The 25,920-nt window shown below is 56.4% G+C and carries 20 protein-coding genes; 11 read left to right on the top strand and 9 right to left on the bottom strand.

The window, feature by feature from the left end:
- Nucleotides 1-42: 42 nt before the first annotated feature.
- The 4 genes from ACT3XD_RS02620 to ACT3XD_RS02605 all read left to right on the top strand — a co-directional run bounded on the left by ACT3XD_RS02620 (nucleotide 43) and on the right by ACT3XD_RS02605 (nucleotide 3,947).
- Nucleotides 43-813, top strand: coding sequence for an ABC transporter ATP-binding protein (locus ACT3XD_RS02620; RefSeq protein WP_192536481.1), 771 nt, complete (start codon nucleotides 43-45; stop codon nucleotides 811-813).
- A 65-nt stretch (nucleotides 814-878) separates the two neighbouring features.
- The gene (locus tag ACT3XD_RS02615) at nucleotides 879-1,604 is read left to right on the top strand and encodes an ABC transporter ATP-binding protein (RefSeq protein WP_192536480.1); all 726 of its coding nucleotides are present in this window, start codon (nucleotides 879-881) and stop codon (nucleotides 1,602-1,604) included.
- A 13-nt stretch (nucleotides 1,605-1,617) separates the two neighbouring features.
- Nucleotides 1,618-2,622, top strand: a complete 1,005-nt coding sequence (locus ACT3XD_RS02610; RefSeq protein WP_018917753.1) for a branched-chain amino acid ABC transporter permease — start codon at nucleotides 1,618-1,620, stop codon at nucleotides 2,620-2,622.
- Nucleotides 2,622-3,947, top strand: coding sequence for a branched-chain amino acid ABC transporter permease (locus ACT3XD_RS02605; protein WP_192536479.1), 1,326 nt, complete (start codon nucleotides 2,622-2,624; stop codon nucleotides 3,945-3,947). Before ACT3XD_RS02610 ends, ACT3XD_RS02605 begins: the two co-directional genes overlap by 1 nt.
- A gap of 79 nt (nucleotides 3,948-4,026) precedes the next feature.
- Here the strand turns inward: ACT3XD_RS02605 and ACT3XD_RS02600 are convergent, their stop codons facing one another.
- The 3 genes from ACT3XD_RS02600 to ACT3XD_RS02590 form a co-directional block, all read right to left on the bottom strand.
- On the bottom strand, nucleotides 4,027-5,238 hold the full coding sequence (locus tag ACT3XD_RS02600) for an ABC transporter substrate-binding protein (RefSeq protein ID WP_192536478.1): 1,212 nt from the start codon (nucleotides 5,236-5,238) through the stop codon (nucleotides 4,027-4,029).
- Nucleotides 5,239-5,358: 120 nt separating this feature from the next.
- Nucleotides 5,359-6,897, bottom strand: a complete 1,539-nt coding sequence (locus ACT3XD_RS02595; RefSeq protein ID WP_192536477.1) for a phospholipase D family protein — start codon at nucleotides 6,895-6,897, stop codon at nucleotides 5,359-5,361.
- Nucleotides 6,890-7,126, bottom strand: coding sequence for a hypothetical protein (locus tag ACT3XD_RS02590; protein WP_192536476.1), 237 nt, complete (start codon nucleotides 7,124-7,126; stop codon nucleotides 6,890-6,892). The genes ACT3XD_RS02595 and ACT3XD_RS02590 overlap by 8 nt, the downstream gene beginning before the upstream one ends.
- Before the next feature lie 67 nt (nucleotides 7,127-7,193).
- Here ACT3XD_RS02590 and ACT3XD_RS02585 point away from each other — a divergent pair, with 67 nt between their 5' ends.
- Nucleotides 7,194-7,997 (top strand): TlpA family protein disulfide reductase, encoded by an 804-nt coding sequence (locus ACT3XD_RS02585; protein WP_192536475.1) that lies wholly within the window; start codon nucleotides 7,194-7,196, stop codon nucleotides 7,995-7,997.
- Nucleotides 7,998-8,112: 115 nt separating this feature from the next.
- Nucleotides 8,113-11,058: an RNA polymerase-associated protein RapA gene (rapA, locus tag ACT3XD_RS02580; RefSeq protein WP_192536474.1), complete on the top strand. Its 2,946-nt coding sequence runs from the start codon at nucleotides 8,113-8,115 to the stop codon at nucleotides 11,056-11,058.
- Between the two features lie 9 nt (nucleotides 11,059-11,067).
- Here rapA and ACT3XD_RS02575 read toward each other — a convergent pair whose 3' ends face one another.
- Nucleotides 11,068-11,973 carry a TIGR01777 family oxidoreductase gene (locus ACT3XD_RS02575; protein WP_192536473.1) on the bottom strand — a complete coding sequence of 302 codons (906 nt, stop codon included), beginning with the start codon at nucleotides 11,971-11,973 and terminating at the stop codon, nucleotides 11,068-11,070.
- Nucleotides 11,974-12,481: 508 nt separating this feature from the next.
- Between ACT3XD_RS02575 and ACT3XD_RS02570 the strand changes: the two genes are divergently transcribed.
- Nucleotides 12,482-13,402: a MerR family transcriptional regulator gene (locus ACT3XD_RS02570; RefSeq protein WP_192536472.1), complete on the top strand. Its 921-nt coding sequence runs from the start codon at nucleotides 12,482-12,484 to the stop codon at nucleotides 13,400-13,402.
- Nucleotides 13,403-13,499: 97 nt separating this feature from the next.
- Entirely contained in the window at nucleotides 13,500-14,912 is a 1,413-nt protein-coding gene (phrB, locus tag ACT3XD_RS02565; protein WP_192536471.1) for a deoxyribodipyrimidine photo-lyase, read from the top strand.
- Between the two features lie 15 nt (nucleotides 14,913-14,927).
- Here the strand turns inward: phrB and ACT3XD_RS02560 are convergent, their stop codons facing one another.
- A complete protein-coding gene (locus ACT3XD_RS02560) occupies nucleotides 14,928-16,760 on the bottom strand; it encodes a putative bifunctional diguanylate cyclase/phosphodiesterase (RefSeq protein WP_192536470.1) in 1,833 nt (610 codons plus the stop codon).
- A gap of 369 nt (nucleotides 16,761-17,129) precedes the next feature.
- Here ACT3XD_RS02560 and fabA point away from each other — a divergent pair, with 369 nt between their 5' ends.
- Complete coding sequence (fabA, locus tag ACT3XD_RS02555) at nucleotides 17,130-17,645, top strand: 3-hydroxyacyl-[acyl-carrier-protein] dehydratase FabA (RefSeq protein WP_018917764.1); 516 nt, start codon at nucleotides 17,130-17,132, stop codon at nucleotides 17,643-17,645.
- A gap of 12 nt (nucleotides 17,646-17,657) precedes the next feature.
- Nucleotides 17,658-18,875 carry a beta-ketoacyl-ACP synthase I gene (fabB, locus tag ACT3XD_RS02550; protein WP_192536469.1) on the top strand — a complete coding sequence of 406 codons (1,218 nt, stop codon included), beginning with the start codon at nucleotides 17,658-17,660 and terminating at the stop codon, nucleotides 18,873-18,875.
- 101 nt (nucleotides 18,876-18,976) lie between these two features.
- Here the strand turns inward: fabB and ACT3XD_RS02545 are convergent, their stop codons facing one another.
- The 4 genes from ACT3XD_RS02545 to ACT3XD_RS02530 form a co-directional block, all read right to left on the bottom strand.
- Nucleotides 18,977-19,711 (bottom strand): lysophospholipid acyltransferase family protein, encoded by a 735-nt coding sequence (locus ACT3XD_RS02545; protein ID WP_192536468.1) that lies wholly within the window; start codon nucleotides 19,709-19,711, stop codon nucleotides 18,977-18,979.
- A complete protein-coding gene (locus ACT3XD_RS02540) occupies nucleotides 19,708-20,598 on the bottom strand; it encodes a sugar nucleotide-binding protein (protein ID WP_192536467.1) in 891 nt (296 codons plus the stop codon). Before ACT3XD_RS02540 ends, ACT3XD_RS02545 begins: the two co-directional genes overlap by 4 nt.
- Nucleotides 20,599-20,674: 76 nt before the next feature.
- On the bottom strand, nucleotides 20,675-21,379 hold the full coding sequence (locus tag ACT3XD_RS02535; RefSeq protein WP_192536466.1) for a single-stranded DNA-binding protein: 705 nt from the start codon (nucleotides 21,377-21,379) through the stop codon (nucleotides 20,675-20,677).
- Nucleotides 21,380-21,478: 99 nt separating this feature from the next.
- Entirely contained in the window at nucleotides 21,479-22,855 is a 1,377-nt protein-coding gene (locus ACT3XD_RS02530) for an MFS transporter (RefSeq protein WP_192536465.1), read from the bottom strand.
- A gap of 169 nt (nucleotides 22,856-23,024) precedes the next feature.
- Between ACT3XD_RS02530 and uvrA the strand changes: the two genes are divergently transcribed.
- Nucleotides 23,025-25,868, top strand: coding sequence for an excinuclease ABC subunit UvrA (uvrA, locus tag ACT3XD_RS02525; RefSeq protein ID WP_192536464.1), 2,844 nt, complete (start codon nucleotides 23,025-23,027; stop codon nucleotides 25,866-25,868).
- Nucleotides 25,869-25,920 lie beyond the last annotated feature (52 nt).

Raw genomic sequence — 25,920 nt, 5'->3', positions numbered from 1 at the left:
ATAAGCCTTGGCAGTATCAGCTGCCTTTAGCGCGAGGATGCGATGACACCCCTTATTGAAGTTCAACACGTCAATAAAGCCTTTGGTGGCCTGCACGTTATCAACGACTGCTCGATTAGCGTCGAAAAAGGCTCAATCACCGGCATGATTGGCCCCAACGGTGCGGGCAAATCGACACTTTTTAACCTCATTGCCGGCGCACTGATGCCGGATAGTGGTCGCGTTCTGCTCGACGGTGAAGATATTACGCCGCTGAGTGCCGATCAACGATTCCACAAAGGGCTTTTGCGCACCTTCCAGATCGCGCATGAATTCAGCCAGATGAGCGCGCTGGAAAATCTGATGATGGTGCCACCCCGTCAGGCGGGCGAAAGTCTTTTCAACACGTGGCTCAAGCCAGGCCAGGTCCGTGAACAGGAAGCCGAGGTGAGAAGGCGCGCCCTTGAGGTGATCGAATTCGTCGGTCTTCACCATGTGCGCAATGAGCTTGCCGGCAATCTTTCTGGCGGCCAGAAAAAGCTTTTAGAGCTTGGCCGCACCATGATGACCGAGGCCAAAGTGGTTCTGCTGGATGAAATTGCCGCAGGCGTTAACCGCACCCTGCTGGGCGACTTGATTGGCAATATCGAGCGTTTGAATCGGGAAATGGGCTACACCTTTCTGGTTATCGAACACGATATGGAAATGATCGCGCGGCTATGCGACCCCGTCATTGTGTTGGCCCAGGGCAGCGTGATGGTAGAAGGCCATATTGAGGATATTCAAAATAACCCCGAGGTAATCGAAGCCTACTTTGGCACCGATGCCGCCTAAACGGCGCCTTGCACAAAAACTACGACAATACGCCGTTTAAAAGCGGCACTGCGAGACACTTTTTTATGCCATTAGCTACATCAACAACGCCCCTGCTCGAAGCACGCGACGTGCACGGCGGTTATGGCAGCATGAACATTCTTAACGGGGTGAACATGACGCTTAACGCCAATGAAGTGGGTGTGATCGTCGGCCCTAACGGCGCCGGCAAGTCCACCATGCTAAAAGCCGTGTTTGGATTGCTGCATGTCAATCAGGGCGAGATCCTGCTTAACGGCCAACCGATCCATAACCTGCCAACCAACAAGCTGGTGGAACGAGGCATGGGCTTCGTACCCCAGGAAAAAAACGTCTTCCCAAGCCTTACGGTAAAAGAAAACCTGGAGATGGGCGCCTATCTCAAGCCTCAGAACGTCAAGCGCATGCTGGAGCAGGTGTACGCCTTTTTCCCACCGTTGGTTGAAAAGCGTCATCAGCCAGCGGGCGAACTCTCTGGCGGTCAGCGCCAGATGGTGGCCATGGGCCGGGCATTAATGGCCGAGCCAAGCCTTCTGCTGCTGGATGAGCCTACCGCCGGGCTATCACCGCTTTACATGAACGAGATTTTTGATCGTGTTAAGCAAATCAATGCCGCAGGGGTGGGGATTTTAATGGTCGAGCAGAACGCCAAACAGGCGCTGGCCATTGCCGATAAAGGCTTTGTACTGGCCGCGGGCCAAAACCGCTTCACTGATACGGGGGCAGCGCTGCTTGCCGACCCCGATGTCGCCAAAAGCTTTTTGGGCGGCTAGCCCGGGGGAAAACATGAACGAACTGGTCTTTTTTATCAATAACGTGGTGATTGCCGGTAGCGTTACCGGCTCGATTTATGCCATTGGCGCCATCGGGGTAACGCTGATTTTCAGCATTATGCGCTTTGCCCATTTTGCGCATGCCGACATGATGACTTTCGGCGCATTTATGGTACTGCTGCTGACCACGCTCTTCCCCGCCGCCGGGGCGAGTATCGGTGTCCCTACCGCGCTTATCATGCTTCCTTTAGCCATGGTGCTAACCGCCGCGCTGGCGGTGGGGATCGATAAGGCGTTTTACAAACCGCTACGCGCGCATGGTGTTAAGCCCATCGTGCTGGTGATTGGCTCATTGGGGGTCACCCTGATGCTGCAAGGGCTTATCCGGCTGTTTTCAGGCACCGGCGGCCAGAGCCTGTATGTGGATGACCGTAAGGAAATCTTCCGCTTGGCGCTGCCCTTTGAAGGCGTTCGCGCGCCGATCGTGATTACCGAACCGCAGCTGTATCTTTTCGTGATCACACTGGTTGCCGTGGTGGCTCTGCATATATTTCTTAACCGTTCGCGGTTGGGCAAAGCCATGCGGGCGATGTCGGATAACCCCGAGCTTGCCCAGGCCTCGGGTATCAACACCAACACCATCGTAGCGGTCACCTGGGTGATTGCGGGCGGTTTAGCCGCGATTGCGGGCACACTGCTCTCACTGGATGTAACCTTCAAGCCCGACCTGAGCTTCTTCCTGCTGCTGCCGATCTTTGCCGCCGCGATTGTCGGCGGGGTCGGCCATCCCTACGGCGCTATCGCGGGTGGCTTTGTGGTGGGCTTTGCCGAAACCCTGGCGGTGTTTAACTGGAACGTATTGCTGCGCCCCTTCCGCGACAGCCTGCCCGCTTGGCTGGAGCTGCCTTCCAATTTGGCCTTCGTGGGTACCGAGTACAAGATTGTGGTGCCGTTTTTCATTCTGGTGGCCATTCTAGTGTGGCGTCCTACCGGCCTCTTTAAAGGCAAGGTGATCTAATGAGCAATTCAACAGAAACCCGCGATCCGACCTATACGCCGCGTGACGCCACGCCTACACGGCGTTTTCCCGTACGCGAAATCGTACTTTTTGGTGCGCTCTTGGCCGCCATTCTGGCGGTTTATGCCTTGATGGGTGCGGCCTACAGCACGCGCATGCTGGTAGAGGCCGCCTGCTACGCCATTCTGGCGCTGGGCCTGACCATTCAATGGGGTTACGCCGGGCAGTTCAATGCCGGGGTGATGGGGTTTGTCGCCCTCGGCGGCTTTTGCGCCATGCTGTTCAGCGTGCCGGTCAACGATGCCTTCTGGGGCACAGAGCTTCCTGGTGAGCTTGGCCGCGTGCTGCTCTACGGCGTGGCTGCCACCTTTTTAGTGGTAGGCGCCAGCCGGCTTGACCGCCTGGGCGTGCCCAAAAAGCTGCGCACCTTGATTACCGTGGTGCTGGCGCTTGTGCTGTATCTGGTGATTATCAGCCAGCTGCGTGAAGTGACCAGCCAGATCCAGTCCCAGGCCGGGTTTGTGGGCGGTTTTGGCCTGCCGGCCTGGGTAGGTTGGATCATGGGTGGCGCGCTGGCCGGCGGGGTGGGCTATTTTATCGGCCACGTATGTCTGGGGCTACGCAGTGACTATCTGGCGATTGCCACGCTGGGCATTGCCGAAATCATCAAGGCGTTTTTGAAAAACTCCGACTGGCTGACCCGCGGTACCGCTACCGTGTCGCCGCTGCCCTGGCCCACGCCCGGCCCAGCAGAGATCGGCTTTACCCTTTCCCGCGCGGTGTACCTTTCGTTCACGGCGGTGGTGATTGCGGTGATCTTCTTTCTGCTTCACCGCGCCTATCACGCCCCCTGGGGGCGGATGATCCGGGCGATTCGCGATAACGAAGTGTCTGCGGCGGCCATGGGTAAGGATATCAACAAGCGGCGCCTGGAAATCTTTGTGCTGGGCTGCATTTTAATGGGCCTAGGCGGCGGTATGCTAGGCACCTTCAATAGCCTGTTCGACCCGCAGGGCTATTTGCCGCTCAACCACACTTTCTTGGTCTTGGTCATGGTGATACTGGGTGGCCCCGGCAATAACCTGGGGACCATTTTCGGTGCCGTGGCGGTGTATATCATTTGGATCATGTCAGAGCCTTTAGCGTTATTTTTAATGCAGCTGGCCGTAAGCTTTGGCGAAGGTGTATTTGGCTGGGACGCGCCGAGCAACCTGGATAGCCGGGCGCTGCAGGCTCGGGTATTGGTCATCGGCATGCTGATCACACTGGTGCTGCGGTTTGCGCCCAAGGGACTATTACCTGAAAAGATCGCCCATCACAGTTAATACCCAACGCACTAAAAAGCCCCAGTCCTTGACCGGGGCTTTCTGGTTTTAAATAGCGTGTTTCTGCGTCAGATGTCCCTTACAGGTCAACCTGCCCCTTGCTGGTAAAGGTGCCGTTTTCGACCGCCATTTCTACAACTACACCGGGCACATCGCCATTTTCATCAAAATCGTGAGAGCCGGAGGCGCCTTCGTAGTTGATCTCGGTGCCAGCGGCAATCAGTTCGACCGCTTTCTCCCACTCGCCGGGCAGAATCACCTCACCCGGGGCGCTGGAAACGCTGCGCAGCGCATCGACCAGACCTTCACGCTCAGCGCTGCCGTTCTGTTCAATAGCCAGCGCCAGTAGGAAGGCGGCGTCATATGCCTGGGCAGCAAAGACTGCACTTGGATCGAAGCCTGCGGTTTCAGCAGCGTCGGTGAAAATCGGCGTGCCGGGAAGATCCGGGCTGCCCGGGCGGGTGGCGATCATGCCGTCGAGCACATCAGCGCCGATCGCCTCAATCAGGCTGTCGCCTACCATGCCGTCAGCGCCTACATATTGGGTAAACATACCGCTTTCATAGGCCTGTCGGAGCACCGTCTGTCCCGAGGTGTCGGCATAGGCCAGCACGACCAGCGTATCGACACCGCTTGCCGAAAGCGAACCAAGCTCCGAGCGGTAATCGGCACGGCTATCTTCATGGGCAAGATTTTCGGCCACTTCGCCGCCGCCCGCTTCAAAGGCCGCGCTAAACGCGTCGGAAAGGCCGCGGCCGTAGTCGTTATTGACGAAGGTCACGACGACAGCATCAATTCCCTTGTCCAGCAGCAGCTTGGCGAGTATTTCCCCCTGGAAAGCATCCGAGGGTACGGTACGAAATACCAGATCGTTGTCATCAAGCTCGGTGACGGCAGGCGCTGTAGAAGCAGGCGAGACCATGACCACGCCACCAGGGATGGCTGCGTTGTTGGCCGCCGCAATGGTTGCCCCGGTACACAGCGCGCCGACAATCGCGGTCACCTGTTCAGAGTTAACCATGCGGTCAGCGGCGTTGGAGGCCGCTGAGGCGTCGGAACAGGTCGTATCGCCTGAAGGCATGACCAGCGTTTGACCATCCAGGATCCCGCCCTGTTCGTTTACTTGTTGAACGGCAAGCTTGGCGCCTTCAAAGATAGGTGGCGTAAGACTTTCAATTCCCCCGGTAAAACCACCCAAGAAGCCAATTTTGACCTCCTGCGCCTGAGCCATCCCAGTCAAAGCAAGTGAAGAGGCCGCCACGGCGGTGGCTAATGCGCGTTTATTGATCATATTGTTCGTCGCTCCCAGTAAGGTAAACATTTTCGCGCTAAAGCACGAAAACTCCCTTTAATCTGGAACCACTGCGCGAAAAACACAAGCACCGTTTTCTAACGTTTCTTTGATGCAAGGTTACAGCCAACGCTCCAATCGGAGCGTATGGCTCAGCCAGGCATTAAAATGCTGCCATGTGCTGCCGGGCTCTTCGGTAAGCACCTGAGGTTCGCCGCGATGCTCAAGTTCCCAGTTCAGAATATTGTTGTCATCCAGCACCACACGGTAGCTAATCGCAGGATCACGACCAACGTCCACCAGCGTGTCAAAAGCCTCCATCAAGGTATCGCTGCTCACCAGCACGCCCACTTCGGTATTCCACAGCACCGAGCGTGGGTCGACATTGAAGGAGCCGACAAACAGCTGATCATCAAAGCTAATGGCCTTAATGTGCAACGCGGAGGCTGAGGCACCGGGAACGCGCATTTCGTTATCATCGGTTGAGCCATTAGCTTCCTGCTCAGGGCGCAATTCATACAGTGTTACACCATGCTCCAGCAGCGTCTTGCGCCAGGGAGCATAAGCACCATGCACAACCGCTGCATCGGTGGATTCCAGTGAATTGGTAATAATCTCGACCTCAACGCCTTGGTCTGCCAGCGCCGTTAATCGCGCAACGCCACGCTCCGTGGGTACAAAATAGGCGGAAATCAGGATTAGTCGTTCTTTAAGGTGAGTATTAGCCGTTAGATCGCCAAGGAGAGTGTCTTTCCAATCAGGAGCGCCGCTTTGGGTAAGTTTGCCCGGTGCATCCCACAGCGCCAGCCCTTCGCCCCAGTGCAGCTCTTCCCAGGGCGGCGTATTGTACGACTGCTGGCGCAGCTCAGAGAAGTACGCCGAGTCGGCATTATCGTCCAGCCACGCGTTGAGTTCGGCCTGCAGCGCCTGCCAGGCATTCGCCGACACCTGATGATAGCGCTCGATGGGCTGGGCCAATCCATGATTCCAGTAAAGGTCAAAGCTTTGCGATAGCGTCGGTACAACCTCGCCAATCGCCACCAGATCAAGGTCGGCGAAATTACGTGAATCGTTGGCGTCGAAATACTCATCCCCAAGATTACGTCCGCCGACAATCGCCACGCTGTTGTCAGCGATCCAAAGTTTGTTATGCATGCGCCGGTGTTGCTGCGCCGGGTTGGCCACCGAGGCTAAAACACGCGTCACCAAGTGCCCCCTGCCCACTGACACCGGATTATAGACCCGCACGTAAATCCCTGGATGACTCGCCAGAGCCGCCAGGCGTTCGCCCTGGCCCACCGCGCCCATATCATCCACCAACAGCCTGACGCGCACGCCCTCTTCCGCCGCCGTTAATAAGCGCGAGAAAACCAGGTTAGTGGTTTGTCCTTCGCCCAGCAGGTAGGTTTGAATATCCAGTTCTCGCTGAGCCTGCTTGATCAGCCCGGCCCGCACCCCGAACGCTTCCTGTCCATTAGCCAGTAATCCAAAGCCATCGGGATCGGTTTGCTCAGCCAGGGCCTGCTGTGCCTGCCCACCGAGCCAGGTTTGCCGGGCGTCATCCAGCGCCAGCGCGCTATGGTGCTCACGTACTACCGACTGAGCACAGCCGGCAAGCACCACACACAGAGCAATCGAGGCCAGCCATCGTTTACCCATGGTCGTTATCGCCCAGCCGCTCTGCGTGCTGTTTGCGCAAACGGTTACGGCGATACACACGCACCAGGGCAATCGCTAAGGCAGTGGCGAGCATTAAACCAAGCGCTAGCCCCTGCCATGGGCGCGCTGCGTCGCCCAGCAGAGTTTCCAACGTGATAATAGCGGTCAGGCCCAACGCCTGAGAACCAATGGCCAGCGCGCGCAGCACATCAAAGGCTGGTTGAGGCATAGACAAACTCCGTAATTTACAGCTCACGTGATATGGTCACGTAGTGTACCTGCTTATCGGGAAGACCATGAACGCCATTGCCCTTGGGCCATTATTGATTTCATTACCCAGGCTATACGCCATTGGCTGCGCACTGCTGGTATTGCTAGCCGCGCGTTACTTACTGCGCTTGCCACCGCCGCTCTTGCAGCGCTGGTTCACCGGGCTGATCTTTACCTGGTTGATCGGGGCGCGTATCGCGCATATTACGCTTCACCTGGAAAGCTACAGCGCCGTCCCGCTTGATGCGCTTAAAGTCTGGCAACCGGGCTATCACGGCATTGGTGGGCTGTTAACCGGCCTACTATGGACGGCCTGGACGCTTCGCAAGCGGCTATCAGCGCTACTCGGCGGCACCGCCATTCTTCTCGGCGCCTCTGGCCTGTGGCTGATTCTGGTATCCCTATCACCCTTGGGTAGCTCATCGGGGATAAGCCAATTACCCGAGGTCAGCCTGGAAAACGTTGACGGCGAGGACGTTTACCTGCCGTCGCTGGCAGACGGCAGTAACCGCATCATCGTTAATTTATGGGCCACCTGGTGCCCGCCTTGCCGACGCGAGATGCCGTTACTCGAAGAAGCCGCTCAGCGCGAAGGGGTTAACGTGGCGGTGATTAACCAGGGCGAGAATTTATTGCCCATCGTGCGTTATTTGGACGCACAGTCGCTGAATTTCACCTATGCGTTACGCGACCCCGGTCAAACGCTAATGACCTTGTTTGAAGCGCCTGGACTGCCCACCACGGTGCTTTTTGACGGCCAGGGCAATACGCTGGACATCCACGTTGGCGAGCTTACTCGTGCCCACCTTGAACGCTGGCTGGAAGATTGACGCCAATACACCTTAATCCCCCGGCGCCTTTGCGTTAGAATCCCCCGCCCTACTGCTGTCGATGGTGCGCCCTCGGCAGCGTAAGACCCGTTTTTGTAGACTTCCCCGAGGCATCATGAGCGATTTTTCTCCCGGCCAGCGCTGGATTAGCGACGGCGAAGCTGAGCTTGGACTCGGCACCGTGCTTAACTGCGACGCCCGTAGCGTTACCATTTTGTTCAGTGCCAGCCAGGAAACCCGTACGTATAACACGCGCCAAGCGCCTCTGACCCGCGTGATGTTTGGCAGCGGCGACCGGGTGCTCTCAGCCGACGGCTGGCAGATGATCGTTGATGACAGTAAAGAGTCCCACGGTCTGATTACCTATATCGGCGAGGATAGTGAAGGCGCGCTCCGCGAGCTGCCTGAAGCCAAGCTTGCCGACACCATGCAGTTTGATCAGGCCCGCGACCGCCTGCTGACAGGCCAGGTGGACCGCAACGACTGGTTTGACCTGCGCTTTCGCACCCTGCACCACTTTCAGCGTATCGAACAGCATAGCGCGCTGGGATTTGCCGGGCCGCGCATCGATTTGATTCCGCACCAGCTGTATATCGCTGATGAAGTGGCTAACCGTCACGCGCCTCGGGTTTTGCTTGCCGATGAAGTGGGTCTGGGCAAAACCATTGAAGCCGGGCTGATTCTGCACCGCCTGCTATTAACAGGCCGTATTGAGCGGGCACTGATTTTGGTGCCTGACAGCCTGACGCACCAGTGGCTGGTAGAGCTTCTGCGCCGCTTCTCGCTGAACGTCAGCCTGCTTGACGAGCACCAGAGTCAGGCCCACGGCAGCGCCAATCCGTTTGAGAGCGCCCAACTGGTGCTGGCAAGCCAGGGCTGGTTGTTTGCCAATATCCATCGCCAGGACCAGGCGCTGGCCAGCCGGTTTGATCTGCTGGTCGTCGACGAGGCCCACCACCTTGATTGGAGTGCTGAGGGCAGCGGCCCAGGCTATCAGTGCGTAGAGCAGCTCGCCGCTGAGATTCCCGGCTTACTGCTGCTAACCGCCACGCCTGAGCAGATGGGCATTGAAAGTCACTTTGCCCGCCTGCGCCTGCTGGACGCCGAACGTTACCACGACCTGGAACGCTTCAAAGACGAAGAACGCCACTACAGCGCTGTCGCCAGCGCCATCGACGCTTTAGATGAACTGCCCGCCACGCCGGACGCCCGAGCCCGGGTAGATGCCGTGGCCGACGACCGCGACAGCCAAGCGCTATTGGCAACGCTGTGCAACGCTGAAGCCAGCGAAGAGCAACAGGACGCAGCGCGTTATCAACTGCGCGACGCCTTGCTTGATCGCCACGGCACGGGACGGGTGATGTTCCGCAATAGCCGCCGTCATGTTGGAGGCTTTCCCGAGCGCCGCCTGCACCTCTCTTCGCTTGAGCTACCCTCCGCGTATCGCCGCGTGCTGCGCCGCCTGGAGCGCGATGATGACTACCTGGACGAGCTGCTGATCGAAACCGGCATGGATCACCCGGATGTATTGATCTACCCGGATGCCATGTACCGGGAGCTGCGCAACGACCCGCTCAACGGTGAAGCCTGGTGGCATATCGATCCACGGGTTAACTGGCTGCTGGATAAACTCAGCGACGATAGCGAGTCAGGTTTTGCCAACGATAAAGTGTTGGTCATCGCCCACCACCGTGAAACCGCCGAAGGGCTTGCTGAAGGGCTGCGTGTATTGGGCGGCTACCAGGCACCGGTCTTCCACGAAGGGCTGTCGCTGGTCGAGCGTGACCGCGCCGCCGCCGCGTTTGCCGATGAAGAAGAAGGCGTACAGGTACTCGTTTGCTCGGAGATTGGCTCAGAGGGGCGCAACTTCCAGTTCTGCCGCCACCTGGTCATGTTCGATATGCCCCAGCACCCAGACCAACTGGAGCAACGCATTGGGCGTCTGGACCGTATCGGCCAGAAGCACGCCATCGAGCTACACGTGCCCAGCTTTATTGGCAGCCCCGGCGAGCGCCTGCTGCGCTGGTATCACGAAGGCATGGACGCATTTAGCGCGCCCCACGGCATCGGTAGCGACCTGTACGAGGCCTTTGGCGATGCGCTTGCCGATGCGCTTCTCGACGATGAAACGCTGGACGAAATCATCGCTGAAACGCGGGAAATGTTTACCGCCAAGCTGGCTGAACGTGATGCGGGTCGCAACCGTCTGCTGGAGCTTAATGCCTGTCGGCCGGCACGTGCCCAAGAGGTGATTGCCGCCGTCCGCGAGCTTGATGAGGATGTGGCACTGCCGCGCTACGTTGAGCGCGCGCTGGATGTTTTCGGCGTGGACAGTCAGGAGATCGGCAAGGGACTCCTTCATTTGCAGCCCAGCCAGCATATGCTGGACGGGCTGCCCGGCCTGGTGAAAGGTGAAGAGGGTTTTACCGCTACTTATAGCCGCTCTCAAGCACTGGCCCGGGATGATGTTCAGCGCCTTTCCTGGGAGCACCCGCTGCTGCGCGAAATGATGGAGCGCATTTTAGACGGCACCATGGGTAATACCGCTCTGGCGCTGCTGCGTCACACGGCCATTCCCAGCGGGCGCCTCATGGCGGAGCTTATTTTCCGCACCCACTGCCCGGCACCGAAGTCGCTGCACCTTAACCGCTTCTTGCCGCCGACGGCCGTACGTGTGTTGCTTGATGAGTCAGGTGCCAACTTGACCAGCAAAATCTCGTTTACGGGTCTGGGTAAAAATCTACAAAAGGTCAATAAATCGCTGGCGCGGGATTTAATCAAGAGTCGCCATGATCAGCTTCGCGAACTACTGACTCAAGGCGAAGGCGAGGCAGAACGTGAGCTGCCCAGCATTGTAGAGGCCGCTGAAACGCGTATGCGCGCCCAGCTGGATGCCGAGCTTGCCCGCCTGACGGCGCTCGCCGAGCATAACCCGTCGGTACGCGCCGAAGAGCTGGATGCCTTGAAGCAGGAACGTCAGGCGTTGAGCGAAGCAATCGAAAACACTCGCCTGCGGCTGGACTCCGTTCGGGTAGTGATTACGGTCGACCCGAACGCTTAAAACTCAATCTCACTTTAAAATCTCTGCAAGCGCCTTATCGAGCGTGGGGTACTGAAACTCAAACCCCGCCTCGGTAAGACGCGCCGGGCGCATGTCCGCCCCGGTTAGCAGCAGCCGTGACATCTCACCCAGGCCTGCTTTTAACACAACGGCAGGCACTGGAAATATGGCCGGACGGTTAAGCCGTTTGGCCAGCGTTTTGGAAAACTCGGCATTAGTTGCCGGGTGCGGCGCACTGCCGTTAAAGGCGCCATTCAGGCCCTCTTTTTCCAGCAGGAACACAATCGCATCCACCAGATCCTCGCGATGAATCCAGGGCATATACTGCTCACCACTGCCAAAGCGCCCGCCTAGCCCTAGCTTAAACGGCGGCAGCATTTTTTGAAGTGCCCCGCCTCCTGCATCCAGCACCAACCCCGTGCGTAAAATAGCCAGACGTACGCCCAGCGCTTCAACAGGTTTTGCCGCAGCCTCCCATTTAACGCACAGCTGATGGGCAAACTCGTCGTGTGGTGGCGTTTCCTCGGTCACCATTCGGCTTCCCTGATCGCCGTAATAGCCCATCGCTGAGCCGCTGATCATGACCTTGGGTACCGGCTGACCGTTGGCCTGCAACTGCTCGCACAAGGTAACCAGCTGGTGGGTAGCTTTGATACGCGACTGCACTAGCTTGGCTTTTTGCGCTTCGCTCCAGCGCTTGGCCGCGATTGGCTCACCGGCCAGGTTGATAATAGCGTCCGGCGGCGTGTCTATAAATCCAAGCGCGCTATCACGAATATCGCATTCATCAGGTAGCTTCCCGCTGGCTTTACGCGGGTGCCGGGATACCACCTGTACCAAATGCCCGTTTGACAGCAATTTTTCGCAAAGGCGCTGGCCAACAAACCCACTGCCCCCGGTCACTACTACACGCATGGTGCCACTCCTGTTAATCACGCCACGATAATCTGCCGTCAATTAATGACTAAGCATTAATGCTGTGACGACAGACAGAGGTTGTTAGCGATCTAACCCTCAACGCTGGTTATGCTCACACTAGTGTAGTACTACGTGTCGTGCTACGTGCACTACCTATACATTAGTAACGCGCTCGCTTTCATGGAAATAGCTTTGGTAATAGCTGTGTAGAAGTTGCTGATTTCATAAACATAGGTTATAGAACCTTAATAGGCCAGTCGGTCTAATAACATCACGCACTTAGCTCAACTTTACATTTCTGTTAATTGCTGAATTAAATGCAAAGGTTGTACCTGATAGCGACAAGTTGTACAAAGAGAGCTACGATAGTGCGCAACCCCTACTATTTTCATTTACCATTTTCATTCAAGCGACACTACATGGACTGTGGATCATTTTTGCCCCAGCGAATACGAATAGCCGTTTATGTCCTGGAGCTTCAGACAACCAAGAGGCAAAGGCGCCCATGAACACCAAGGCGACCCACCCACCCGATACCCCGCTCTATCCGATTCGGGAAGTATCCCGTTTAACGGGTGTGAACTCGGTCACCCTGCGCGCCTGGGAGCGTCGCTACGGTTTAATTCGTCCCAAACGCACGCCTAAAGGCCACCGCCTATATGCTCAGGACGATATAGCACGCATTGAACGCATCTTGCAGTGGCTTAACCGTGGCGTACCCGTAAGCCAAGTAGTTGATCTGCTTGACCAGCCTGAAACGATAGAAGCGCCTGCACCGGATGCTGGCGACTGGATCAGCCAGCGACAGCAGTTGCAAACGACGATAGAAGCACTCGATTTACCCAAACTGGAAACGCTTTATCACCAGAGCCTCGCTCTTTACCCGCTGAGCATTGCGATTAACGAGTTGTGGCAACCGGTTATTTTGGCGCTGGAAGCCAAATGGGCGATTCAACCCGATAATCTGGTACGCCGGACTCTGGAATCCTTTCTACGCAGCCAGGTGGGCACGCGGCTTCATTACGCTAACCAGTCAACGCGTGGCCCTTTGATACTGCTTAACGCGATGCCCGATGACCCTGGCCCGCTATGGGTGCTGATGGCAGCGCTTATGGCCAGCGAACAGGGCTACCGTATCCAGATGCTCGATCATTCGCTGCCCCTGGAAGACCTGCCCCAGGCTGTTGCACGACTGCACTCATCAATGGTGCTGCTGGCAAGCGGCCAGCGCGAAAGCGACAGCTATATCCATACGGCGCTGCCTAATGCTGCTGAAGCTTTAAACGTACCGCTGGGCGTGTGTGGGGAAGTTGCCCGGCTGCGCGATAATGAACTGCGTAGCGGGCCTGTGCACACGCTAGGCAGTGATCTACCCCAGGCCATCGCACGGCTGCGTCCGCTACTCCGAGAGTCGGGCGTTCTATAAGCTTTTTTAGCTTAAGACCGAGTGTTAAAAACCCCGTTTGACTAATGGCCGCTATGAGATATAGCGGCCATTAGTTGTTTATCGCATCGGAGAAAACATGGACGTTCAACTAGTTTGGTTACGAAGTGACTTACGAATTCACGACAATACCGCGTTGGCCGCTGCGGCAGCCAAAGGGCCAGTGATTGCGATCTTTCTGCGCACTATCTCTCAGTGGCAATCCCACGGCCATGGGGCGAACAAGATCGACTTTTGGGGCTGCGGTGTGGAAGCCGTGCAAAGCGCGCTGAACGGGCTGAATATTCCTCTTTTGCACCGTGATATTGAGCATTATAGCGAGGCGCCCCAGGCACTATTGGCGATTGCTCATGAACACTCTGTTCAGCAGCTGCATTTTAATTACCAGTATCCTCTCAATGAGCAGCGCCGCGATAAGGCCGTCATTCAAGCCTTTAAAGAAGCAGATATTACCGCTCATGGCTACCACGATGCCGTCGCCTTCGCGCCGGGAACACTGCTGACCGGCAAAGGTGACTATTACGGGGTGTTTACACCGTTTGCCAAAGTCTGGCATAAGCAGGTCAGCGTTGAACAGCTGGCGCTACGCGATACGCCTGAGCCACAAACGCCGTTATCGATCAAAAGCGATAAATTGCCTAAACTGCCTAAGCTCGATAGCCAATCGGTAGGCCACCACGAATGGCCTGCTGGTGAAGAGACGGCAGGCGACCATCTGGCGCGTTTTTTACGCTTTCGCAGCCGCCATTATCACCAGCAGCGCGATATCCCCAGCGTACGCGGCACCAGCGAGCTTTCGCCCTATTTAGCGCTGGGCATGATTTCTCACCGCCAGTGCATGCAAGCAGTGATGAGCGAAAACGGCGGCCACTTGGCCGATGGCGATGTTGGACTAACCACCTGGGTGAACGAGCTTATTTGGCGTGAGTTTTATCAGCACGTCGCGGTAGGCTTTCCTGAAGTATGCCGCTACCAGCCGTTTCAGGAGCATACCAAGCAGCTTGCCTGGCGTGATGATGACGAAGGCTTTCAGGCGTGGTGTGAAGGACGCACAGGCTACCCGCTAGTGGATGCGGCAATGCGCCAGATGGTGGCGACAGGCTGGATGCACAACCGATTACGCATGGTCACGGCGATGTTTCTAAGCAAGCACCTGTTGATTGATTGGCGCCGTGGCGAGGAGTTCTTTATGCAACACTTAGTGGATGGAGAGTTTTGTGCCAACAACGGCGGCTGGCAGTGGGCCGCATCGACAGGTACCGATTCCGCGCCCTATTTCCGCATTTTTAATCCCACCACTCAGTCAAAGCGCTTTGATCCAGACGGCGAATTTATCGCTCGATGGCTCCCCGAACTTAGCGAGCTGCCCGCAAAGGCCCGCCATGCACCGCCGCACGATATGCTTACTCAAGTGAATTATCCAACGCCGATCGTTGACCATAAAACGGCTCGCCTACGCGCTTTAGAGGCTTTTAAAGCCCTTTCACGCTAGCCGCGTAGCGAGCTTTCATCCTCCTGAGGCGAGGGGTAGCGCCCAGCGCTGCTCCAATTCAGCGGCAGGCAGGGGCCTTGCGAAATAGAATCCCTGGACGATGGAGCAGCCTGCATTTACCAGGAACTGGCACTGCTCCTGTGTTTCTACTCCTTCGGCCACCACTTCAAGCCCCATGCCTTCAGCCATTTCCAAAACGGCTTTGACGATAGCGGCATCCGCCTTGCTGTCCGGCAGTTCTCGAATAAAAGCGCGATCCAGCTTTATTTTATCGACCGGCAGCCGCTTAAGGTAGCCAAGCGATGAGTAGCCGGTCCCAAAGTCATCAATGGCAATGGCGTAGCCCTGCTCACTGAGGGCTTTCAAGCGAGGCCCCATGTCGCCTGCACGCTCATCTATCAATACCGACTCCGTTAGCTCCAGGCCAATCTGCGAGGGCTTTAACTGATAGCGCTTTAAGCACGTGGCCAACTGCGTTTCTAAGTCGCCCTGAAAAAGCTGAAGGGCTGAAATATTGACCCAAATGGTCAGCTTGGGCATGCCGCTATTTTGCCAGTGTGACTGCTGGGCACACGCCTTTTCAATCACCCAACTGCCTAATTCAGCCATCAGCCCATGCCGCTCAGCCAGCGGAATAAAATCGCCTGGTGAAATCATTCCATTTTGAGGATGCCGCCAGCGCAAAAGCGCCTCCATCCCCAACAGATCGCCAGTACTCGGGTGGTGCTGGGTTTGATAATGTAGCTCCAGCTGATCACCGGAGATCAGTGCGGCACGCAAATCACTCACCAGCGCCAGCTGTGGGTTATCCTGCTTATCCAGAGCCGGGCGAAAACGCAGATTATGGTTTCGACCTAACCGCTTGGCGCTATAAAGCGCGGATTCCAGGCGCTGAAATAGAACCCCCGAATCACGCCCATCCTCAGGGGCGCGGCAGCTGCCGATAGTAAGCCCCAGGCGCAGAAGCTGATCTCTAATTTCAAAAGGTCGGCCCATATGCTCACGCAGCGATGCAATCCACGTGTCGTGATCGTCAAACGTGGTGGTGCGAATCACCATGAATTCATCCCCACCTAAGCGCCCGACCACGCTACCCGCGACATAGCCTGCAAGCCGTTGAGCAAAACGCGCCAGCAACCGGTCGCCCTGCTCCACCCCCAGGCTATCGTTAACCGATTTCAAACCGTCAATATCAACCAAAGCAATGTCCAGGCTTTCACCGGCACGCAGGTGGCGTAAGCGCGATGCCATTAGGTCATGTAAACGACGCCGATTGGGCAAGCCGGTCAGCGGGTCTTCGTACCCGATACGACGCAAGTCATGTTCACGCGCTTTTTGCGCCGAAATATCGGTAAATAGGCTGATAAAATGCGTGACATTACCCTGCTTATCAGTAACCGCACGCATCTTTAACCACTCAGGATACTCATCCCCATGCTTGCGCCGATTCCACATTTCACCTTCCCAGCGCCCGGTCGCTTTTAACGTGCTCCAGAAGGTTTGGTAAAACGCTTTATCGTGGCGGGGGGCGGCCAGCGTTTCCAGTTTGCGGCCGATTATTTCATGACTTTCATAGCCGGTAATTTCCGTGAAGGCCGGATTAACCGCCATCACCCGATTTTGGACATCGCTAATTACAATCGCATCGCTCGCTAGGCTAATAGCGCCCTGAGACAAACGATAGCGCAGGCGCTGTTGGCGTACTTGATGCCAGGCATCCCACAGTCCACAAATGACCAGGTTAGCGGCCACAAGGCGCAACATGGCATCGGGCAGCCAAACACAGGCCGGTAGCGCCATTAAAGCTACCCAAACCAGCGGGCGATTAAGAGAAACTGGTAGCCACATGGCGATTCGCTACGTCCTATCACTGAAAACTGACATTAAATAAATATAACGCTAAGCAATATACGTATCATGCTACCTTACCAAAAGCTTGAATAACGCATATTACGTTAATAGGCCGTTTAAGTGGATAAATTCGCTGACGACAAGTTGGATAAAAAAGCTTACCTTGAACCATCACCACTTAATAAAAAACGTTAGTTATAAGTAATCAATAGCGACTTGCGTGCATTCGGCGGTTTCGGGAAGTAGACTAGGCTAGGCCTCGCGGGCCGTGCCTCGGCGCTAGACGTTACGTTTAGGCCCCGGTGCTATGCCTCGGCTGTAGGTGCCGCACGCGGCCAACAACCATTTTGAACTCGGAACGATTCAGTGACCAAGCAACATTCCTTTGATCGCGAAGAACTGCTGGCCTGCTCCCGCGGCGAGCTATTTGGCCCCGGAAACGCACAGCTTCCGGCTCCCAACATGCTGATGCTTGACCGTATTGCGCATATTCATGAGGAAGGCGGTGAGCATGGCAAAGGCGAATTAATCGCCGAGCTGGATATCTCTCCTGACCTGTGGTTTTTTGATTGCCACTTCCCAGGCGACCCGGTCATGCCCGGCTGCCTTGGCCTTGACGCCATGTGGCAGCTGGTAGGCTTCTATCTGGGCTGGTTAGGCCACCCTGGGCGCGGGCGGGCGCTTGGCTGCGGTGAAGTAAAATTCAGCGGCCAGATCATGCCTGACGCGAAAAAAGTAACTTATCGTATTAATATAAAGCGTATTATTACCCGTCGACTTATTTTGGGTATCGCTGATGGCACCGTATCCGTCGACGGACGCGATATTTATCAGGCTAATGATTTACGCGTTGGCCTATTTACCTCCACTGCGAATTTCTAACAGGAGGCTTCCATGCGACGAGTGGTAGTCACCGGCCTTGGCATCGTGTCTTGTCTAGGCAACGACCAGCAACAGGTCCTTGAAGCGCTCAAAAATGGGCGCAGCGGCATTCGTTTTAAGGAAGAGTACGCTGAGCGCGGCTTTCGAAGCCACGTAGCGGGCAGCATCGATATTGATCTTGATGCCCTTATCGACCGCAAACTACGCCGCTTTATGGGTGATGCGGCAGCGTATGCCTATGTTTCCATGGCACAAGCCATTGAAGACTCTGGGCTGTCTGCCGAGGACGTTTCCAACGAACGCACCGGGCTTATCGCAGGCTCTGGTGGCGCATCAAGCGCCAACCAGGTAGAGGCTGCTGACGTCATGCGCGAAAAAGGCCTGCGCCGCGTAGGTCCTTACCGCGTGACCCGCACCATGGGCAGCACGGTATCAGCGTGCCTTGCCACCCCATTTAAGATTAAAGGCGTGAACTACTCGATTTCGTCGGCCTGTGCCACCTCGGCGCACTGCATTGGCAGCGCAATGGAGCAGATTCAGCTAGGTAAGCAGGACGTGGTGTTTGCTGGCGGCGGTGAAGAAGAGCACTGGACTCTCTCGTGCCTCTTCGACGCCATGGGAGCGCTTTCCACACAGTATAATGACGCACCAGAAAAAGCTTCGCGCCCGTATGATCAGGCGCGCGATGGGTTTGTCATTGCTGGCGGCGGCGGTATGTTGGTGCTTGAAGAACTTGAGCACGCCAAAGCACGCGGCGCCAAGATCTACGGCGAGCTAGTGGGCTATGGCGCCACATCTGACGGCCATGACATGGTGGCACCTTCCGGTGAAGGCGCTATACGCTGCATGCATCAGGCAATGGCCTCCGTGAGTGGCGATATTGATTATATCAATACCCACGGCACCTCGACGCCGGTGGGTGATGTGGCTGAGCTAAAAGCGGTACGTGCGGTGTTTGGTAACTCAACGCCTGCCATGAGCTCCACTAAATCCCTCACGGGCCACTCGCTGGGTGCGACCGGCGTTCAGGAAGCCATCTATTCACTGCTGATGATGCAACACAACTTTGTCGCGGCCTCTGCCAATGTCGAGCATCTCGACGAGCAGGCAGACGGTTTTGATATCGTGACAGAGCGGCGTGACGGCGTAACGCTTGAGCGTGTATTGTCCAATAGCTTCGGTTTTGGCGGTACTAACGCCTGCTTGGTATTCCAGCGCTTTAACGGCTAAGACCCGACGTCAGTCGTGTCGTAAAAACGGCGCCTTATTTATAAGGCGCCGTTTTTGTAGTTCAATGTCGTGTAGATCGACCGAGAGATCTGTCCAGACCACTAACGCTTAAGCGGGCGTGGCACCTCGGAAATTTCCTGTAACTGACTCTCAATCCAGCCTTCCACCTCGGCAACAACTTCATCAGGCGTACGCCCGTGGGTTTCAATAGGCGCGCCAATCCGTACCCGCAAAACGCCCGGCTGCTTGACCCAGTGGCGACCCGGCCAACGCTCGCCCGCGTTATGGGCAACCGGCAGCACCGGCACACCGGCCCGGCAGGCAACCACGCTACCACTCTTGTTGTAGCGTTTGCGTACGCCCGGGTCGACTCGTGTCCCTTCGGGAAAGATCAGCACAGAAAGCCCTGTGCCTAACCGCGCAACGCCCTGGGTCAGCACCTGTTTCAAGGCACGCGCAGGCTTCGAACGATCAAGGCTGATAGGGCGCAGCAGGCGCAACGCCCAGCCAAAAATAGGAATACGCAGCAGCTCTTTTTTTAGCACAGTGCATACCGGCGGCTTCATTACCTGCAAAAAGACCGTTTCCCACTCGCACTGATGGTTTGCCTGAATAACACAGGGGCCGTCGGGAATAAGATGACGCCCTTGAATATCGTAACGAACCCCACACGCCACTCGAAACCAAACCATCAAGAAGTGGTTATACAGATTCAGCAGCCGGTAGCGGCCTGACAGCGGTAAAAAGGGAGCAATCGGTAGAAAAAGTACGCCAGAAATCAGCATGGCGAAAAAATACCCGGCATAAAACACCAGGCTACGAACCACATTGATCAAACGGACTCTCCTGTACTGGCGTCAGATAGGTCATCGCGCGTTAAGCACCATGCATCCAACATGCGCCCTACTTCCAACCGCCATGGCTTTTGATGCACACCAAAGACATCCAGCACTCGACGGCAATTTAAAACACGCCGCAACTTAGCATCGTGATGGTGATTAAGTGCGGTGACGTCGCCAAGCGCAATCTGTTCGCCACGGCCTTCCAAGTGTGTTGCCAATTGGGTACGTACCATGGACGTAAACGTGAAGGCGCTAACGGGCTCAGTACCTGCCAAATGATAGGCGCCCCAGGCATTAGCGCCGCTGGCCTGCTGCTGTAGCATACCAATCAACGCCATTGCCACTGCGTCCACCGATGTTGGGCAACATACGACGTCCTCTGCAGCCCGAACGCTCTTTCCGACCACCAGGCTATCGATAATTTCATTTAGCCAAGCATGGCTGCCTTCAAGCGCAAACAGCGGGCCAAGGCGCACAATCAGATGGCGATGATACTCCGCCCGGATACGATCTCCCGTCATGACCAGCCGACGTAAGCATTCATCGCGCGGCGTGGGCACCACATGCTCGTCAATTGGTTCATCGAAGCCATCTTCATAGAGCTGGTCTGAGACGCACCATACCAGCGGCACCTCCTGAGCAATACACGCTTCCAGGCAACAGTCGACCGCATCGGCATGCGCGCCGACGGCCGCTGGCGTCATGCTTAACGGCTGCGCCAGCGGCGGGATAATCACCGCATCCGGGGCGATCTCCTGCAACTGCGCCGCGGTGATAGCGATGTTCTGCTCAATCACCAGCTCCGTATCCGCGCGACGGCTTGCTTCCCGGGCCAACGCTAAACTTAAGCAGTGCCCTGCATCGAGTATCAGCAGCTTCAAGACAGACCCTCTCCCATCAACGAACGTAGCTAACGAACATGCGCAACGAGCTTAACCGTTAATCCAACAAGGATGATCAGAACGGAATTTCATCGTCGAAATCGTCAAAGCTACCCGGGTCCGGCGCACCATAGTTGTTTTGCTGGCCCTGTTGCTGCGAAGGCGCGGTATTCTGGCGTGCAGGCTGGCCTTGCTGTGGCGCTGGCTGGGGACGCTGGGCCGGTTGACCGCCCTGATTCTGACCGCCCTGGTTTTGGCCAGCCTGGTTTTGGCCGCCCTGGTTTTGACCACCATAGTTCTGACCACCGTAACCTTGTCCACCAAAGTTATTGCCTTGTGGCGCGCCACCCTGCTGAGGATATCCACCTTGAGGTGCAGCGTCATTACTCTGGTTACTCGGAGCGTAGCTGCCCTGCGGGGCGTTACCGCCCTGGAAATCGCCGCTACGGCCATCCAGCATCTGCATATCGTTGGCCACGATCTCGGTGCTGTAGCGGTCTTGACCGTTTTGGTCCTGCCATTTGCGTGTTTGCAGGCGACCTTCAATATAAACCTTGGAGCCTTTTTTCAGATACTGCTGGGCAATTTCAGCCGTTTTATTAAACAGCACGATCCGATGCCACTCGGTACGCTCCTGGCGCTGGCCGCTTTGACGATCCATCCAGGTGTCAGAGGTAGCCAGATTCAAATTAGCCACTGCCGTGCCGCTGGGTGTAAAGCGTACCTCAGGATCCTGCCCTAGGTTACCGATCAGAATCACTTTGTTGATACCGCGAGCCATAAGGCGCTCCTTCCATTGTGTTGCGTATAGATAGACATCGACACGCTCATACATAACTTGCCGATGTCACTGATTATTGCCACGGCTGCGGCAGCCGCGCTAGGTTTTTGGGGGAATCAGTCTGGCCAGTGCGGCCCTATCAAGCTGCTGACGATTTACCTTTAAATAGACCAGATGCTCTTCGGGTACCACCATGACGTCTTCGACACCTACAACGTCGGCCAGCCGCTCCATCAATAACTCCCATGTATCTGGGGGCGTATCATGCAGGGCCACCACTTCGCTGGATAGCGGCGGCGGCGAAGGCATTTTCCACATCGCAAGCCACCATAGCAGAGCCAGTACCGCACAGCCGATAAAAACGGCGTCTAGGCCCCACACATTAGCTAACAAGCCTCCCAGCGTGCCGCCTAGAAAAGCGCCTAAAAACTGACTTGTAGAGTACACGCCCATGGCGGTGCCTTTGGCTCCCGCCGGGGCAAGCTTGCTGAGCATTGACGGCAGCGTGGCTTCCAGCAGATTAAAACCAGTAAAAAAAACAAATAGCCCTACGAACAGCCAATGGCCATGGGAGAGCGACGATCCAAGCCCGCCCAGGCTCACTGTAATGGCGCCAATCGCCAACAGGCATACCACTTTGATCTGCTGTTTTTTCTCAGCCACGATCATGAGCGGCACCATAGCCACAAATGAAAGTCCCATAATGCCCAGGTAGGCTAAACCGTGATGCGCCAGCGGTATGCCGGCTTCCTGCAGCCGAAAAGGCACCGCGACAAAAATAGCCATCAGCACCAGGTGCAGTGTAAAAATCGACAGATCCAAGCGCCACAAATCAGGGCGCGTAATCACGCTTTTAAACTGCTGGCGATCCAGCCCTACATCACGGTGATGCAGCCGCCGGGGAGCAGGCGGTACCCAGCGCCATAGAACCACTAATCCTAAAAGCGTTAGCAGCGCCGTAAACCAGAACACGCCGGAAAGCCCCGCCCAGGAGGCAAGCCAGGGACCCACGACCATGGCAATACCAAATGAAACGCCTATCGATAGCCCTATGGTGGCCATCGCCGCTGTCCGCACTTGCTCGCGCGTCTGGTCGGCAAGCAGCGCCATGATAGCCGCCGCCACCGCTCCGCCGCCCTGCAGCGCTCGCCCAATAATAATCCCGCCGATGGAGTCGGCCAGCGCGGCCACGACGCTTCCCAGGATAAAAATAATCAGCCCAAATGCGATAACCCGTTTGCGTCCGATACGGTCTGACAATAGACCAAACGGAATTTGCAGGATGGCCTGGGTAAGCCCGTAAACGCCTAATGCAAAGCCCACCAGTAAGGGGGTCGCCCCTTCCAGCGCGTCGGCATATAGCGCTAGCACCGGCAGGACCATGAAAAGTCCTAACATTCGAGACGCATAAAGCCCGGCCAGGCCGCTGATTGCACGACGTTCAGAGGCCATTAGCAGTGCAGAAACCTTGCGCATAATGCCCTTGTATATGATGGTTGAGGCCAAAACCCTCGAATAACCCCCCATTCTAGCGGTTTGCATCCACGCTGGAAACGCTGTCCTGCGTTAAGCTATAAAAGCGTTTTTGCCGGAAGGTGGATGGCAAACGTATAATTACTCTTTTGCCGCGCGAGTCGAGGTGTTGATGGACAGCATTCTGGTCAGGGGTGCACGCACCCACAACCTCAAGCAGATCGATGTGGAACTGCCCCGCGACAAGTTAATCGTGATTACTGGGCTTTCAGGTTCAGGTAAATCGTCGCTGGCATTTGATACGCTCTATGCCGAAGGACAGCGGCGCTACGTAGAGTCGCTCTCTACCTATGCGCGCCAGTTTCTGTCAATGATGGAAAAGCCCGATGTGGATCACATCGAAGGGTTATCGCCCGCCATTTCCATTGAGCAGAAATCTACCTCCCACAACCCACGCTCAACCGTGGGTACCATCACCGAAATTTATGACTACCTGCGCCTGCTGTTTGCACGCGCTGGAACCCCCCGCTGCCCCGAACACGGCGAAGAGCTTGAGGCTCAGACCATTTCGCAGATGGTCGACCAGGTAATGAACCTGGCCGAAGGCACTAAACTGATGTTACTGGCCCCAGTGGTTAAAGGGCGTAAGGGAGAACACTTACAGCTTTTGGCCGAGCTTCGCGCGCAAGGCTTTGTCCGCGCATTAATCGATGGTCAAGTGCTGGAGCTTGACGATATTGCGCCGCTCGACAAGCGCAAAAAGCACGACATTAGCGTGGTTGTTGACCGCTTCAAGGTGCGCGACGATATTGCCCAGCGGCTTGCCGAATCGTTTGAGACCGCGGTTAATCTCACCGACGGCACCGCCATGATCCACTTTATGGATGGCGAGCAGGAAGACCTGGCGTTCTCCTCACGCTTTGCCTGCCCGGTCTGCGGCTATTCACTTGCCGAACTTGAACCACGCATGTTCTCGTTTAATAACCCAGCCGGTGCCTGCCCTACCTGCGACGGCCTGGGCATACAGCAGTATTTTGATCCTGAAAAGCTGATTAGCCACCCTGAGCTTTCATTAGCGGAAGGCGTTATCAAAGGCTGGGATCGCCGCAATATTTATTATTTCACCCAGCTGCAGGCGCTTGCCAAACACTACCAGTTCGAACTGGAAACGCCCTGGAAGGATCTCGCCCGTCACGAGCGGGATGTAATTCTTAACGGTAGCGGCGACGAGCAAATCCCCTTTGCCTATGTTGGCGACCGGGGACGCAAGGTAACGCGCGAGCATGTGTTTGAGGGCGTACTGCCTAACATGCAGCGCCGCTACCGGGAAACCGAGTCCAACATGGTGCGCGATGATCTGGCGAAGTACATTGCCATGCAGCCTTGCGCCACCTGCCATGGCACGCGCTTACGCAGAGAGTCGCGCCATGTGTATGTCGACGATCGCAACATCGCCGATGTAGTACGCATTCCGATCGGTGAAGCGTGGCGCTATTTTGCCGAGTTAAGCCTGCCCGGCCGTAAAGGTGAAATTGCCGACAAGATCGTTAACGAGATTCACGCTCGCCTGGAGTTTCTGGTTAATGTCGGGCTTGATTACCTGAACCTTGAGCGCAGTGCCGATACGCTTTCCGGTGGCGAAGCCCAGCGAATTCGCTTGGCAAGCCAAATTGGCGCGGGCCTGGTGGGGGTCATGTACATTCTGGACGAGCCTTCGATTGGCCTGCACCAGCGTGACAACGACCGCCTGTTAAAAACCCTTGAGCGGCTGCGCGATTTGGGTAATACCGTCATCGTGGTAGAGCATGACGAGGACGCCATACGCGCGGCTGACCATGTGCTGGACATCGGCCCGGGTGCGGGCGTACACGGCGGTGAAATTGTGGCTCAAGGCACGCCGCAGCAGGTAATGGATAATCCCGCCTCGTTAACCGGTCAGTACCTTTCAGGCACACGCGAAATCAGCGTTCCGCCTTATCGTATCCCCGGTAACCCGGAAAAGCAGCTGGTGGTGCGCGGCGCAACCGGTAACAACCTGCAGAACGTGACGCTTAGCCTGCCGCTGGGCCTGTTTATTGCGATTACCGGCGTGTCGGGCTCGGGTAAATCGACACTGATCAACGGCACGCTAATGCCCATCGCGGCCCGGGAGCTTAACCGTGCGACCACGCTGACGGCCGCGCCCTACGAGAAAATTGAAGGGCTCGATCAGCTCGATAAAGTCATCGATATTGACCAAAGCCCGATTGGGCGTACGCCGCGCTCTAACCCGGCGACCTATACCGGCATCTTTACGCCTATCCGTGAGCTGTTTGCTGGTACCCAGGAGGCGCGCTCGCGCGGCTACAAACCGGGACGCTTCAGCTTTAACGTCAAGGGCGGGCGCTGCGAGGCCTGTCAGGGCGAAGGCATGATCAAGGTCGAGATGCACTTCCTGCCAGATATCTATGTGCCGTGTGACGTGTGTAAAGGCAAGCGCTATAACCGCGAAACCCTGGATATTCACTACAAAGGCAAAACCATCCACGAAGTGCTAGAGATGACGGTCGAGGACGCGCTTGAGTTTTTCAGTCCGGTTCCGGCCATCGCTCGCCGCTTACAGACCTTGCTCGATGTCGGGCTCTCGTATATTCGACTTGGCCAAAGTGCAACCACCCTCTCAGGGGGCGAAGCTCAACGTGTCAAGCTTGCCCGGGAGCTTGCCAAGCGCGACACCGGCAAGACGCTCTACATTTTGGATGAGCCTACCACCGGTCTTCATTTCGAGGATATTCGCCAGCTGCTGACCGTTTTGCACCGCCTGCGTGATCATGGCAATACCATTGTGGTGATTGAACACAATCTTGATGTGATCAAGACCGCCGACTGGGTCGTAGACCTAGGTCCTGAAGGCGGCTCGGGGGGTGGCCAGATTATCGCCGAGGGCACTCCTGAGCACATTGCCAAGCAGAGCGTTTCACATACCGGGCGGTTTTTATCGCCGCTACTTGAGCGCAACAAGAATACGCCTAAATAGTAGTTAAAACGACGGCTAAAACGGGGGTGGGTATTTACCCACCCTAACGCCG

The sequence above is a fragment of the Halomonas sp. AOP7-B1-5 genome, assembly GCF_052353045.1.
In the GTDB taxonomy this organism is placed as follows: Bacteria; Pseudomonadota; Gammaproteobacteria; order Pseudomonadales; family Halomonadaceae; genus Vreelandella; species Vreelandella colorata.
The sequence above is the reverse complement of the archived record's forward strand: the minus strand, read 5'-3'. Positions and strand labels throughout refer to the sequence as shown.

What these genes read in the sequence shown, in the direction of transcription:
- ACT3XD_RS02600 (WP_192536478.1), bottom strand. Translation starts at nt 5,238, where the DNA reads ATGATCAATAAACGCGCATTAGCCACCGCCGTGGCGGCCTCTTCACTT.
- ACT3XD_RS02610 (WP_018917753.1), top strand. Translation starts at nt 1,618, where the DNA reads ATGAACGAACTGGTCTTTTTTATCAATAACGTGGTGATTGCCGGTAGC.
- phrB (WP_192536471.1), top strand. Translation starts at nt 13,500, where the DNA reads ATGGACGTTCAACTAGTTTGGTTACGAAGTGACTTACGAATTCACGAC.
- rapA (WP_192536474.1), top strand. Translation starts at nt 8,113, where the DNA reads ATGAGCGATTTTTCTCCCGGCCAGCGCTGGATTAGCGACGGCGAAGCT.
- ACT3XD_RS02560 (WP_192536470.1), bottom strand. Translation starts at nt 16,760, where the DNA reads ATGTGGCTACCAGTTTCTCTTAATCGCCCGCTGGTTTGGGTAGCTTTA.
- ACT3XD_RS02530 (WP_192536465.1), bottom strand. Translation starts at nt 22,855, where the DNA reads ATGCGCAAGGTTTCTGCACTGCTAATGGCCTCTGAACGTCGTGCAATC.
- ACT3XD_RS02585 (WP_192536475.1), top strand. Translation starts at nt 7,194, where the DNA reads ATGAACGCCATTGCCCTTGGGCCATTATTGATTTCATTACCCAGGCTA.
- ACT3XD_RS02575 (WP_192536473.1), bottom strand. Translation starts at nt 11,973, where the DNA reads ATGCGTGTAGTAGTGACCGGGGGCAGTGGGTTTGTTGGCCAGCGCCTT.
- ACT3XD_RS02570 (WP_192536472.1), top strand. Translation starts at nt 12,482, where the DNA reads ATGAACACCAAGGCGACCCACCCACCCGATACCCCGCTCTATCCGATT.
- ACT3XD_RS02605 (WP_192536479.1), top strand. Translation starts at nt 2,622, where the DNA reads ATGAGCAATTCAACAGAAACCCGCGATCCGACCTATACGCCGCGTGAC.
- fabB (WP_192536469.1), top strand. Translation starts at nt 17,658, where the DNA reads ATGCGACGAGTGGTAGTCACCGGCCTTGGCATCGTGTCTTGTCTAGGC.
- ACT3XD_RS02620 (WP_192536481.1), top strand. Translation starts at nt 43, where the DNA reads ATGACACCCCTTATTGAAGTTCAACACGTCAATAAAGCCTTTGGTGGC.
- ACT3XD_RS02595 (WP_192536477.1), bottom strand. Translation starts at nt 6,897, where the DNA reads ATGGGTAAACGATGGCTGGCCTCGATTGCTCTGTGTGTGGTGCTTGCC.
- uvrA (WP_192536464.1), top strand. Translation starts at nt 23,025, where the DNA reads ATGGACAGCATTCTGGTCAGGGGTGCACGCACCCACAACCTCAAGCAG.
- ACT3XD_RS02590 (WP_192536476.1), bottom strand. Translation starts at nt 7,126, where the DNA reads ATGCCTCAACCAGCCTTTGATGTGCTGCGCGCGCTGGCCATTGGTTCT.
- ACT3XD_RS02615 (WP_192536480.1), top strand. Translation starts at nt 879, where the DNA reads ATGCCATTAGCTACATCAACAACGCCCCTGCTCGAAGCACGCGACGTG.
- ACT3XD_RS02535 (WP_192536466.1), bottom strand. Translation starts at nt 21,379, where the DNA reads ATGGCTCGCGGTATCAACAAAGTGATTCTGATCGGTAACCTAGGGCAG.